The 13,198-nt window shown below is 36.7% G+C and carries 15 protein-coding genes; 4 read left to right on the top strand and 11 right to left on the bottom strand.

Going from position 1 to position 13,198, the window contains the following annotated elements; genetic code table 11:
* Positions 1-198 precede the first annotated feature (198 nt).
* A complete protein-coding gene (locus BK585_RS11815) occupies positions 199-408 on the top strand; it encodes a hypothetical protein (RefSeq protein WP_078553642.1) in 210 nt (69 codons plus the stop codon).
* A gap of 80 nt (positions 409-488) precedes the next feature.
* Here the strand turns inward: BK585_RS11815 and BK585_RS11820 are convergent, their stop codons facing one another.
* From BK585_RS11820 to BK585_RS11840, 5 genes are all read right to left on the bottom strand, one after another.
* Entirely contained in the window at positions 489-1,556 is a 1,068-nt protein-coding gene (locus BK585_RS11820) for a branched-chain amino acid aminotransferase (RefSeq protein ID WP_078553643.1), read from the bottom strand.
* Between the two features lie 24 nt (positions 1,557-1,580).
* A complete protein-coding gene (gene ppnP, locus BK585_RS11825; RefSeq protein WP_078553644.1) occupies positions 1,581-1,892 on the bottom strand; it encodes a pyrimidine/purine nucleoside phosphorylase in 312 nt (103 codons plus the stop codon).
* A gap of 69 nt (positions 1,893-1,961) precedes the next feature.
* Positions 1,962-2,270 carry a DUF6407 family protein gene (locus BK585_RS11830; RefSeq protein WP_078553645.1) on the bottom strand — a complete coding sequence of 103 codons (309 nt, stop codon included), beginning with the start codon at positions 2,268-2,270 and terminating at the stop codon, positions 1,962-1,964.
* Positions 2,242-2,544: a hypothetical protein gene (locus tag BK585_RS11835; protein WP_078553646.1), complete on the bottom strand. Its 303-nt coding sequence runs from the start codon at positions 2,542-2,544 to the stop codon at positions 2,242-2,244. The genes BK585_RS11830 and BK585_RS11835 overlap by 29 nt, the downstream gene beginning before the upstream one ends.
* The gene (locus tag BK585_RS11840) at positions 2,529-3,005 is read right to left on the bottom strand and encodes a GNAT family N-acetyltransferase (protein WP_078553647.1); all 477 of its coding nucleotides are present in this window, start codon (positions 3,003-3,005) and stop codon (positions 2,529-2,531) included. Before BK585_RS11840 ends, BK585_RS11835 begins: the two co-directional genes overlap by 16 nt.
* A 160-nt stretch (positions 3,006-3,165) precedes the next feature.
* On the opposite strand from BK585_RS11840, the gene BK585_RS11845 reads away from it, so the two are divergent.
* Positions 3,166-4,545 carry a tetratricopeptide repeat protein gene (locus BK585_RS11845; protein WP_078553648.1) on the top strand — a complete coding sequence of 460 codons (1,380 nt, stop codon included), beginning with the start codon at positions 3,166-3,168 and terminating at the stop codon, positions 4,543-4,545.
* A 71-nt stretch (positions 4,546-4,616) separates the two neighbouring features.
* Here the strand turns inward: BK585_RS11845 and BK585_RS11850 are convergent, their stop codons facing one another.
* From BK585_RS11850 to ilvD, 5 genes are all read right to left on the bottom strand, one after another.
* The gene (locus BK585_RS11850) at positions 4,617-5,786 is read right to left on the bottom strand and encodes a CdaR family transcriptional regulator (RefSeq protein WP_078553649.1); all 1,170 of its coding nucleotides are present in this window, start codon (positions 5,784-5,786) and stop codon (positions 4,617-4,619) included.
* 89 nt (positions 5,787-5,875) lie between these two features.
* Positions 5,876-6,448 carry a DJ-1/PfpI family protein gene (locus tag BK585_RS11855; RefSeq protein ID WP_078553650.1) on the bottom strand — a complete coding sequence of 191 codons (573 nt, stop codon included), beginning with the start codon at positions 6,446-6,448 and terminating at the stop codon, positions 5,876-5,878.
* 230 nt (positions 6,449-6,678) lie between these two features.
* Complete coding sequence (locus BK585_RS11860) at positions 6,679-8,028, bottom strand: (Fe-S)-binding protein (protein ID WP_078553651.1); 1,350 nt, start codon at positions 8,026-8,028, stop codon at positions 6,679-6,681.
* On the bottom strand, positions 8,003-9,436 hold the full coding sequence (gene glcD / locus BK585_RS11865; RefSeq protein ID WP_078553652.1) for a glycolate oxidase subunit GlcD: 1,434 nt from the start codon (positions 9,434-9,436) through the stop codon (positions 8,003-8,005). Before glcD ends, BK585_RS11860 begins: the two co-directional genes overlap by 26 nt.
* 239 nt (positions 9,437-9,675) lie before the next feature.
* Positions 9,676-11,370 (bottom strand): dihydroxy-acid dehydratase, encoded by a 1,695-nt coding sequence (gene ilvD / locus BK585_RS11870; protein ID WP_078553653.1) that lies wholly within the window; start codon positions 11,368-11,370, stop codon positions 9,676-9,678.
* Positions 11,371-11,567: 197 nt separating this feature from the next.
* On the opposite strand from ilvD, the gene BK585_RS11875 reads away from it, so the two are divergent.
* Entirely contained in the window at positions 11,568-11,825 is a 258-nt protein-coding gene (locus BK585_RS11875) for a DUF2524 family protein (RefSeq protein ID WP_170885560.1), read from the top strand.
* 3 nt (positions 11,826-11,828) lie between these two features.
* Here the strand turns inward: BK585_RS11875 and BK585_RS24035 are convergent, their stop codons facing one another.
* A complete protein-coding gene (locus BK585_RS24035) occupies positions 11,829-11,975 on the bottom strand; it encodes a hypothetical protein (protein WP_170885561.1) in 147 nt (48 codons plus the stop codon).
* 367 nt (positions 11,976-12,342) lie between these two features.
* Between BK585_RS24035 and BK585_RS11880 the strand changes: the two genes are divergently transcribed.
* Complete coding sequence (locus BK585_RS11880; RefSeq protein ID WP_078553655.1) at positions 12,343-13,173, top strand: squalene/phytoene synthase family protein; 831 nt, start codon at positions 12,343-12,345, stop codon at positions 13,171-13,173.
* Positions 13,174-13,198: the final 25 nt, after the last annotated feature.

Here is a 13,198-nt window from a genome sequence, read left to right on the forward strand (position 1 = left end):
ACTTTTTTGGGAATAATCGTACAAAGGACATCATTTTGTGTTATGATAAGAAGAGTAGTCTCTATAAGGGAATGCAATGTTAATTCCCTGACGTCAGAAAATATGACGAATTTTTTGTTAAATCACCATGAAATACGAGTAATTTTTTAAACATTTCCAAAAAATATAATTATCAAGGAAAATGAAAGGGTGATTTAATTGACAAAAAAGAGTTATTCATCACAGTTGTTTAAAATGGTTAAAACGTCAAGCAGAGCTTTATCATATGAGGAAGCTGCTAAGGAGTTAAAAGCAACAAATCCCACTCTTGAAGACAGCTCAAAAAACACTGAAGGAATTCGCAAGATTCTTGAGCGTTTTGTGGAAATTGGAAAAATGAGAAAAACAAAAGCTGGTAACTATAAGTAAAATGAGCTTTTGGTTTAAATGAGCATCCTAGTCTTGCACTAGGATGCTTTTTTAGTTTATCAAAATACTTTTAGTGATTTTTAGATCACTTCAATCGTCCAGTTGTATTGATCTTCTTCAACACCTGTCTGAATTCCTGTTAACTTTTCATAAAGTTTACTCGCTATAGGTCCTGTGATTCGATCGTTAATGACCATCTTTTGGTCATTCCAGAGCAACTCTCCGATTGGAGAAATGACCGCAGCAGTTCCTGTTCCAAAGGCTTCCTCTAATTTACCTTCTTGGTAGGCCTTTGCAATTTCATCGATAGAAATTTTTCTTTCAGTGACTGGGATATCCCATTTTTTTAATAGCTCAATCGTCGTCATCCGTGTAACCCCTTCTAAGATGCTTCCACTTAGTTCAGGTGTAATGACTTCACCGTCAATTTTAAAAAACACATTCATTGACCCGACTTCTTCTATGTACTTCTTTTCTACCGCATCTAACCATAATACTTGTGATTGCCCTTTGTTTACGGCTTTTTCTTGAGCTTTATAGGCTGCCGAATAATTGCCAGCCGTCTTAGCCATACCTGTACCACCCTTTACAGCTCTGGTGAATTGTTCCTCAACATAGATGCCAACTGGATGAATCCCTTCCTCATAATACGAACCTACAGGACTTAATATAATCATGAACTTATACGTATTTGATGGCTTAGGTGTAAGATTTGGGTCTGTCGCAATGATAAACGGACGAATGTATAGGGCTGTCCCATCTAAAGATGGTACCCATTCTCTATCGATGCGAAGTAGTTCTTCTAGGTATAAAAGTGCCTTCTCTTCATCAATCGCTGGAATTCCTAAGCGTTCACTTGAGCGATTTAAGCGTTGAAAGTTTTTTTCTGGTCGAAACAACAAGATTTTATCTTCCTTTGTTCGGTAGGCCTTTAACCCTTCAAATACCATTTGACCGTAATGGAACACTGTACTCGCAGGCTCGAGTGCAATCGGCTCATATGGTGTAATTCTTGGGTAATGCCATCCTCTTTCAGGTGTATAATCCATAATAAACATATGGTCTGTAAACTGTGTTCCAAAAACTAATTGGTCATCTTCGGGTTTTTGTTTTTTATGTGTGGAACGAATAATTTCTAGTTCACTCATGAATACATCTCCTTCGATTGACTTTTACGATAAATACGAACAACAATAATCAACAACCGTATGTACTTTTAAAGCAAATGATTCATTGGCAGGTACATAAAACGTTCCACTTCCATCAATGGTTTTCCACTCTTCACCTTGTAGCTTATACTCTAATTTACCCGCTAAAATTTCCATTTCCTCTTTTTGATCAGTAGAAAATTCGTATTCTCCAGGATTCATAATTCCTAATGTTTTTTTCGTACCGTCTTCAAAAAGAACAGTGCGGCTTGTTACTTTTCCTTCAAAATAAATATTTGCTGCTTTCACAATTGTAACGTTTTCAAATGTAGACATGGTCATCGCTCTCTTTCTTATTTTATCCTAATTTATCATATATTTTTTACAATGAACATCTTTTTCATATTAATAATTTCGAATCACTCGGCCTTCGTACAGCGCCTCGATATCAAGGTTTTCCATATTCTCTGAAGCTTCTTGTACAATTTTAGTTAATATGTTTTCTTCCATAATTGAATGTAAGTAGATAATGACCACCTCTTGGTTAGCAACTACCTCTGTTTGTTCATGTGATTTTAATGGAAAAGTCTTTAATGCGCTTTTGACAATATGTTTAACATTCTCTTTATTATCTGACTGATAGCTAGTTATAGTTTCTATGGAGTCTTTCACAAATTGTTGAATATTAATCATAGCGTTTAGTTTCAATCCCATCTATAATATCTTCTAATTCAGTTAAAAAATTTAATTGGAGTGGTCCTGGTAATCGTTGTTGAAGCTCTTCTATTTCTTTTAAACTCTCTGCTTCAATGATATCTTTAGGTTTAGTTTCTAACGTATGAAACCATTCCTTACATTCATCAATAAATAGATAAAAATGACGTTCAAAGCGTTCAGCACATTCGGCTCCTTCATCACCGTCGGTTTGTTGCATCATTGCCCAATCATCTAAAGCAATCTCAAGCGCTTCAATTACTTTGTTGTACATCTTTCCCTCCAATCGCTTACGTTAAGCATCATATCAATGTGCGGAATACCATCTTCTAAAAACACGTCAGAAACAGGTTCAAATCCAAATGATTGATAAAACTGTAGTAAATAATGTTGTGCCATAATTTTTACCATTTTATCATGAAAATGCTCATCAATAAACGTTAAACCTCGAGTCAAAAGTTCTCTACCAAGTTTGGCCTTTCGATACTCTTTTTTTACGATGACCCTCCCGATTGAACAATAAGGATAAAGAGTATCTTTTGGAAGGATTCGTGAATATGCGATAATCTCTTCATTACTCTCTTTAGCAAATAAGTGATAGGATACTTTATCAAGATCATCCAGTTCTGGGTATGGACAATTTTGCTCAACGATAAAAATTGTAATTCGTTCCTTTATGATATTATATAATTCAACATTTGTTAGTTCTTCAAAGGTTTTAACCGTCCATTCCATACCTTTATTCCCCTCTCTATTTCACCCAATAAAAAAAAATAAAAAGCTATAATAATATACTATATTTCAAATAAAAAGTGAAGAATTGGTAAAAGATAGGAACGTCATATGCATAATGTAAAATGATGTGGTATAGTTAACCTATATAAGGAGGGATTCGATGAAACATACCGTTTTGCTACAAACAGCTCAAAACAAGTCAATCGAGTTACGCCCGAAAAAAATAATTATCTATATGCAATGTAAGGTCATTGAAGCAGAAGCTATTCAAGAGAACCTACAAGTGTATTATCTATTTTATTTCAAAAATCAGTACGTGACGACAGTGAAGGCTACCCGTCTCAAGCGTCACTCCTTTATTGAAAATGCATATAAAAAAGGATTTGTGCTTCATAACCCTCTTCCTCTGCTCCCGTTTATTATAAAAGATAAAGAACACCTTTCTTTACTTACCTTTACGCAGTTGCTTAATAAGTTAGAAAAGCAATTTCTTCCTCTAGAAAAAACAATCATATTAACCTATTTTGACTCGTTTATCTCCAAAAACAAACTATTAGAAGTCATTAAGCCTTCCTATTATCATTTTTACCGTGATGGAAAATCCTTTTTATCTTTTCAACTATTACAAGTGATTCATGACTTTTCCCCAGCGGAAACCTGGGTTCATGAATTTTTAAACAAACAGGAATATACGAAATATAAGACACACGAATATGAACAAGATTTACTCTTAACCGAAAAACAACTTTTCTTGAGTGACGATGAAAAAAGCTCGCAGTTATACGAGACTTTATTAACTGACCAAGCTAGATGGGTTGATTTATTTGTTCATTACTTACGGTGTTATACAAAAACTCCTACTGAAACTCTTTTTCAAAAGGTTAAAAATTTAGCTTCCTCTCATTTACATGGCATAGATATGATGCCTCTATTAGAGAATGTCATTGAAAATACAACAACTCCCGTTCAAGTAAAATATGCACTTCTAGAATCGTATCTAGCTTCTAAAGAGTATAGTAAAGCATGTTCATTTCTGATTAAACACCATATTCCTTTTAGCCCGTACCATATACCGCTCCTCGAAAAGATGTTAACTGACGCCAACCTGACAGGAAACTCTTTTCCACTCGCATCTATTCAAGCGTTGTTAATAGAAGTAGCCAAACAAAAAGCCAATGAAACGAACTCCCTATTACAAATGGTAGTAAGCCGTTTATTAAAAGATAACAGTACTCTTTTTGTGAAAACGTGGTTAAAACCATTTCAACCATATAAAACCCAACTGCCTTGTATTCAAGACGTGAATCGAATGGTTATGTTAGAGGAGGATGCCGACCAACAATTTAAGTTAGGTGAACTCTATTATCAATATAAATTATATACAAAAGCTCTTGAATGCTTTCAATGGGAGTATGAATTAAATGATCTTGACCGACATGCCTTACATTGGCTTTTGAAAATCAACCGCGAATTAGGATATGAAGAGGAAGCAAACATACTTCAACAACAATATGTTGATTTACAAAAATGGTCTTCTTAACAACGAAGCTATATCAAATGTGAGTGTACTATACTGACGGGGACTTTAAAGGCATACGTATCAAAGTCTCCTTATCGTTTATCCCCTATCATTATTTGGTCATGACAAATGGTTTGCGTTTCAACTGGCAACGCATTTGAGAAAAGCAAGGCAATATAAAATAATACAATTCCTTCTGTTTCTTTTGGGTCTATCCCTGTCACCTCTTTTACTTGCTTGAGACGATAGTGGAGTGTATTGATGTGGAGGTGCATGGCTGAAGCTGTTTTTTTGATGGATTGGTTATGTTTCAAATAAACTTGAAGTGTTTCTATTAAATCAGGATAATCCTCCAATGATTTCATCGTACGCTCTAGAAATTCAGCACGTGCTTCTGTTGATATGTCTTCAAGTATGATTTCAATAACAAGGTCTTCATAAAAAGAAATCCCTCCATGTTTTTCTGTGACCTTTAATGCTTTCTTAGCTTCGATAAATGATTGGTGAATTAATTCAGTTCCCGCATTTTTACCAACTCCAACAGCTACAGAACACTGCATTTTATTGAGATGTGATTGTAATAGTTCTAATTGATATTGAAATTGGGTTCTGCTATACCCATTTTCTACATTAGCTAATAATAAGATGCCTCCTTGTCCCCAGCGAATCATAAAAAACGGTTCATTATAAAAAAAGCGTTGGACGTATTCAAATAACTCCTGTTGACTCCACTGCGGGTCACCAACTGCAGCTGATTCAATCTGCAATAAACAACATAGATGAGTTTGATACATTGGAACCCCTAATAACGTTCCTTTTTCTAAAAAATCATAATCAATTTCTGTTGCATTCACCCATTCATAAAAAAAAGCTTCCAACCCTCTTGTTTTCCAATCAATTTGGGCAGCGTAATACGATTCCCTAATAATTAGTTCTGTCATTCCCCTAATAAGCCCAGCAAACGGCTCAACTTCTTTTGGATTACCTGTAACACCAATGACACCAATTACATTACTTTCAAATAAAATAGGCATGTTAATTCCTAATTTTACGCCTTTTAGAGAATGTGCCAATTGTTCATGAATGTATAGTTTCTCTTTTGATTTTAATACCTTTTGTGCTCCTTCGTGGAAAGTACCTATTCGTTCTTTTTGGGTAGAAGCAATGATAATGCTGTTGGTATCAACAACGATGATATCTTCATCTATTAACTTTTGTACTTCTAACACAATCTTTGTTGCTACTTTTGGGAATAATATCATCGCTACCACTCATTTCTTCAATAGTAAAAAGGAGCCGTGACAAAAGAAAAAAATCTTTTTGTCCCGGCCACTCATCTATTTCAATCGCCTTATACTGATGCAGCTTCTTCCACTGTTAACACTTTAAAGAACGCTTTCATAAAGCCAGGAAGATCTGGCCAAGCATGCCCAGAAACAATATTTCCATCTACATAGAGTGGATCTTCTATGTATACAGCACCAGATGCTTCCACTTCAGGTCGGCAAGCGGTATACGCAGTCATTTCTCTTCCTTGAACATATTGACGAACCGTTGTTAACACTAGTGAACCATGACAAATGACTCCAATTGGCTTATTCTCTAGGAGAAAGTGTGCTGCAATTTCCTGGACTTTTGGATTCATTCGAATATATTCTGGAGCTCTACCCCCAGGAATAATTAACCCATCAAATTCTTCAGGGGAAATGTCGTCAATGGATGCATGAGAGTCAAGCAAATATCCTGGTTTTTCAGTGTATGTTTCAACCCCTGAGATAAAATCATGAACTACGGTTTGAAGCTTCTTCTTCGTTGGAGAAGCAATGACACATTCAATGTCTTCTTCTAAACATCGATAGTACGGATAAAAAATCTCCAACGCCTCAACTGCATCACCAGATAAAATTAGCACTTTTTTACTCACTCATATCACCTTTTTCATTAGTATTTTAAAACTATTCTAAGGCACCTAGTTTCCTACTTTGAGTTTCATCATCAATTACAGTTAAAGGAAGCGCTTTCAGTCTATCCTAAATCACCTCTTTTATTTAGATAAATTTGTTGATGCAACACTAATTTTATAGTCATAGAAACAAGAAGTATATGGTGATTCCACTAAAAATAACATTGAATTAGTCGTATATTTTTATATGATTATACAAAACTTTCCTGTTTTCCTGTTGTTTTATTGATAACACTACTATGGACTGATGCTTCAACTAATATATCAGCCAAATGAACTACACGTATGTGTTCGGATAGTCCCTCACGTTCAATACCTATTTTCATTTGTAGCAAGCAACCAGGGTTAGACGTTACTATCGTGGTTGGATTCACCGCTTTCACATTCTTCATCTTTGCATCTAGAATGTCTGAAGCCATTTTAGGTTCTAGTAAATTATAAATTCCCGCTGACCCACAACAACTTCCTGCTCCGTTCATTTCTTTATAGTCGATTCCTATAATATACTTAAGTAACGCTCTTGGTTCTTCAGATACTTTCATGACGTTTCGCAAATGACAAGAATCCTGATAGGTAATTGTTTGTTCAGGTAAGGATAAAGGGTGGCCTTCTTGATAGTTTGAATGTACTAGATGTGTAGAAATGTCGTTTATTTTTTGAACAAAGTGATGAGCTCGTTTGCTCCAATCTGGATCATCTTTTAATAAATGGTCATACTCTCGTAAAAATGCTCCGCATCCTCCAGCATTAGATATGATGCTATCGACTGGTACCTTTTCAAAAGCAGCGATGTTTTTTCTCGCTAGTTCTTTTGCTTTTCCTTTTTCACCACCATGGGCGTGTAAGGCTCCACAGCAAACTTGTTCATTCGGAATGTTCACATCACAACCTGTTTGTTGTAATAACGTCAACGTTGAGCTATTCGTAGCTAAAAACATCGTATTCATTAAGCATCCAGAAAAAAAAGCAACGGACTTCTGAGTTGGTGCCAGAGGTGATAGTGATGTGGGTCCATCTTTCATTTCTTTAAAACTAGGAACAGCTGGTAATACCTTTTCTGTTATTTGAAGATGTGTTGGTAGGAGCTTTAAGACACCAATATTTCTACATATCTTTTGGAACCAACGTTGATAAACTCCTAGTAGTGCAACTATGTTTCGCATTCGCGAGGGTGACGGAAATAATGATGAAAAAATAAATTTTCGAAACCCTTTTACAAAAAGAGAATGCTTTTTATTTTGAGTAATAATATCTCGAGCGTCCTCTAGCAGTTGACCATAATTGACACCAGGTGGGCAAACTGGCTCACAGGCACGACACCCTAAACACAAAGACAATGATTTCTCGACATCTTCATCTACGTCTATAAGGCCTTCTGAAACAGCCTTCATAATCGCAATTCTACCACGTGGTGAATGTGATTCTTTATATCCCGATTCGATATACGTAGGACAGCTAGGCAAACAAAATCCACATTTCATGCAATTGTGCAATTCATCTTCACTAAGTCTATCCTTAAACTGTTGTTGAATATGATTCATTGGAAACCACCACCCGCTTCCTCTTATCTCTAGCAAATACTTTACCTGGATTCATAATTTGATTTGGGTCTAATGCTAGTTTAATAGCTTTCATCACAGCTATGCCCTCTTTTCCGATCTTCCATTCAAGGTATGGTGCTTTCATTACACCTACTCCATGTTCGCCAGTGATGGTGCCACCAAGTTCTATCGCCTTTTCAAAAATTTCATCAAATGCTAGTTCAACACGTTGTATCTCTTCTTTATCCCTAGCATCCGTTGGACAGGTCGGATGAAGGTTGCCATCGCCAGCATGCCCAAAAGTGCAAATTCTAAGGTTATATTTATTGGCTATATCATTAATCGCTCTAACCATTGTAGCAATTTCAGACCTTGGGACAGTCGCATCCTCTAATACAGTTGTTGGCTTCAATCGAGCCAAAGCAGAAAGGGCAGACCTCCTCGCTGTAACTAACGCATTTGCTTCTTCTTCAGTCTCAGCCATTTGAACAGAAACGGCTTCTTCTTGTTTACAAATGCTTTCTATTACTGACATATCATCAAGTACCGAATCAATCTTCCCGTCTTGTTCAATGAGTAATATGGCTTCTACATCTGTCGGAAGGCCAATATTAGAAAACTCTTCAACCACTTGAATGGTAGCCTTGTCTAAAAACTCCAAAGTTGCCGGAATAATTTTAGATGATAAAATTTTTGATACCGTTTTGGCTGCTGCTTCTAAATCTTTGTATAATGCTAACATTGTTCGTTTCGTTTCTGGTTTAGGTACTAATTTCAAAGTCGCCTCCGTAATAATAGCAAGTGTTCCTTCAGAGCCTACTAATAAACGGGTTAAATCATACCCCGCAACATCCTTTGCAAGCTTTCCTCCCGTTCGTACAATATCACCATTTGCCATAACTGCTTCTAACGCAAGCACATAATCACGAGTTACTCCATATTTAAGTCCTCGCAATCCTCCAGAATTTTCATTTATATTCCCACCAATGGTTGATATTTTCATAGAGCTAGGGTCAGGTGGATAAAATAAGCCTTTCTCTTCCACGTACGAAGACATTTCACCAGTAATAACCCCGGGTTGTACCGTTATCGTTACATTTTCTTGGTCGAGTTCGATAATCTTGTTCATATTTGAAAATAAAAGGACAAGTCCTCCTTCAGTCGGACATGTTCCCGCTGAAAGATTCGTCCCAGAGCCCCTTGGGACAATAGGGATATGGTTTTGATTACAAATTTTCACGATGTTCGCCACTTCCTGAGTTGTCCTTGGGGCTATTACGGCATCAGGAAACGATTGATAAAGTGGTGTAGCATCATACGAGTATACAAGTCGGTCAACTTTTGAATCTTGATAATTCTCTTTGCCCACAATATCTATCATTTTTAATTTAACTGCGTTAGAAATCATAAGATACACCCCCTTTACGAATATATTGCAGTCTAATCATACCTATTTTGAAAATGGATAATCTATATGCTTTCCTCTAAATAAAAATCCTAAAAACAATAAATTTTTAGTTAAACATACAATCATAAAAAACGCTTGCCGTTTTTTATGACAAACGATGAGCGAAGCCAACGGTCGTCTTTGTACAAATCAAAAAAGTGAACCAAGGGAATGATATCTTCCTTGATTCACTGTCTTGGTTATTCTTCTTGTAAGTCTGTCACTGCCCCTTTTGAGGCGGATGAGACGAGTCGAGCATACTTATTTAAGACTCCTCTCTCATAACGAAGAGGGGGTTGCTTCCACTCTTTCATCCGAGCTGCCATTTCCTCATCACTTAAATGAACAGTTAATTCTTGGGTTTCACTATCAATCGTGATACTATCGCCATTTCTAACAATACCAATCGGGCCACCGACTTGGGCCTCAGGCGCAACGTGGCCAACCACTAATCCATGAGTTCCACCAGAGAAACGTCCATCCGTTATTAAGCCGACCTTCTCACCTAATCCTTTGCCAACAATAATCCCTGTAATGGAAAGCATCTCTGACATTCCAGGTCCACCTTTAGGTCCCGCATACCGAATAATGACTATATCTCCTTCTTTAATATCATTATTCAAAACGGCTTGAGTAGCTTCTGGTTCAGAGTCAAATACTTTGGCTGGTCCGGTTATTTTTTTGATTTTTAAACCAGACATTTTTGCGACAGCACCTTCTGGGGCCAAGTTTCCACGCAAGACAAACAGAGGACCAGATTCTTTTAAAGGATTATCCATTGGTCTAATAATGTCTTGACCTTCTTTAAGAGGCGAAACCTCTGCTAAATTTTCAGCAAGCGTTTTCCCAGTTACCGTCAAACAATCTCCGTGCAAGAGACTTGCTTCAAGTAATTGTTTCATTACTGCTGATACGCCACCTACGTGATGAAGGTCATTCATGACATAACGTCCACTAGGTTTTAAATCAGCGATATGAGGAACCTTTTTACGGATACGGTCAAAATCATCCAATGATAAATCAACATCAACGGAATGAGCGATGGCTAATAAGTGCAAAAATGCATTGGTTGATCCACCTAACGCCATAACGACTGTAATCGCATTTTCAAAAGCTTTTTTCGTCATAATATCCTTAGGAACAATTCCTTTTCGCATCAATTCAACGACAGCTTGTCCAGCTTTTTCACAGTCTTTTAGCTTATCTTCTGTTTCGGCAGGGTTTGACGCACTTCCTGGTAGACTCATTCCCATCGCTTCGATAGCCGATGCCATTGTATTGGCAGTATACATTCCACCACAAGATCCAGCACCTGGACAAGCATTACACTCAATATGCTTTAGCTCTTCTTTGTCAATTTTACCTGAGTTGTATTGTCCAACAGCTTCAAAGACAGAAACAATATCTAAGTCTTTGCCATCCTTTGATTTTCCTGGGGCAATGCTTCCTCCATATGTAAATATAGCTGGGATGTTCATTCGTCCAATCGCTATCATACAACCAGGCATATTTTTGTCACAGCCGCCAATCGCTACTAATCCATCTAACCGCTCTGCACCACATACCGTTTCAATTGAATCCGCGATGACTTCTCGACTAGGTAAGGAATACCTCATACCTTCATGTCCCATTGAAATCCCGTCTGAAACCGTAATCGTGTTGAAAATAAGAGGTGCGCCTCCACCCTCTTTTGCTCCTTTTTTTGCATTAATCGCAAGCTTATCAATATGCACATTACACGGTGTTACTTCACTCCATGTACTGGCTATTCCAATCATAGGTTTTTGAAAGTCACTATCTTCAAACCCTACCGCACGTAACATTGCACGGTTTGGGGCCCGATGTTCACCCTCACTAATGTCGATACTTTTTACCCTTAAATCCTTGTCTGTCATTAGTCATTTCTCCTTTCACACAATTCCATTTCAATTCTAGTATTTCTATACAGTACTAGAGGATATACAACATTGTTTAAATTTCCCTGTATTCATTTTTTTAAACGTGAAAACAATAATACTCTACTGTATGGTTTTTTCGGAATGGTAAACACTTCAAATAAGCAGTGCATGTTCAATAAGGAGGAATGGATAAGATGAATACCAATGAAATAACAATATTTATAAACAAAGCTGAACAAACGATTGATCAGGCTTTAAATGAACTAGCAGAAGTAAAGATTGTTAGGGAGAATGACCCTTCTGACTTTGCATATGCTCAACACCAACTTCAAGAGTTGCAGGCTGAAGCAGAGGATCTCCTTGAAAAGGTAGAATTCCAAGAACGACCTGTGTTAGTAAAAGTAAAACAACGCTTACAAGAAGTTCAAGAAACAATGATTCGCGGAATATAACTATCATATGAATTGTTGAATGGCAATAATCACTACTACTACAAGCAGTACAATAAATGCTAACCGGAACATGGCCTTAGTTACTTTAAGGACCAGTAACCCTACCATAAATAAAATAAATAAAATCAAACCGATAATTGCATAACTCATCAGATTCCCCCCTACAAAACAACTTGTCCAAAAATCATATGCTACTCTATAAGGAATTATGACTATAATAATGTGTATAAGGTTAGGTTATTATCGAGGTCGCTGAAAAAGTTAGGCTTTTAACTTTTTCAGTGGCTTCATAGTAGCAATCTTTTGTTCTAACCTCAACGAAAATTTTTAAATTTAACTCCTTCAGAAATTTCTCTTCCATTTGAATTCAGTATTTTTCCTCGGTATAATAGAAAAACAAAGCTACAATTCAATACAATAATTGAATTGTCCGTAAATTGACTGCTTATACAAGAAATTTTATGACATCCTATGTTATAGTTATGATATGAACTTGCAAATGAAGGGTGGAGAACCAATGAAAGAAACAAAAAAATTAAAAAAAGCAGCAAATGATATGCTAAAAGCCACAAGCCGTACATTTTATATTCCAATAACTGGACTTCCTTCCGAATTAAAAGAAGCAGTTACTTCAGCATATTTATGCATGAGAGCGATAGATGAAATAGAAGACCACCCTGGACTTCCTTCTGATAATAAAATTGACTTACTTACAAAAATCAGTAATGTTTTAACACAACCAGCTCACGAAGAAAAACTGAATGCGTTATTACAACCATATAGCAATATACTTCCTGAAGTATCGTTGTGCTTAAATGACTGGATAAAGGTTTGTCCTAAAGCAGTGGAACCGAACGTTCTGCATTATACGTCGATTATGGCTAAAGGAATGGCGGATTGGGTAGATAAAGGATTTGAAGTGCATAGTGAAGAAGATTTAGACGAATATACATATTATGTGGCTGGTCTTGTTGGAGAGTTACTATCAGAATTATGGGCTTGGTACGATAACGTTGAAACGGACCAAGAGCTAGCCATCGCATTTGGACGAGGTCTACAAGCTGTTAATATTATCCGAAATCGCGATGAAGACCTTCAGCGTGGAGGCGTTGATTTCTTCCCGAACGGCTGGGAGTTTAAGGACATGTTTTCGTATGCAAGACGAAATTTAAACATGGGGAATCGTTATCTTGAATGTATTAACCCTGGTCCTATCTACAACTTCTGCAAAATTCCTTTAGCATTAGCGAACGGTACGCTAGAAGCGATTGAAAAAGGAAAAGAGAAACTAAGTCGAACAGACGTCCTAAAAATTGTTGGCAAAGTAGCCAAAGAACAAATTCTATAATAATACACGCAAAGAGGGCATTGAA

Source organism: Bacillus alkalicellulosilyticus (assembly GCF_002019795.1).
GTDB classification, from domain to species: Bacteria; Bacillota; Bacilli; order Bacillales; family Bacillaceae_F; genus Bacillus_AO; species Bacillus_AO alkalicellulosilyticum.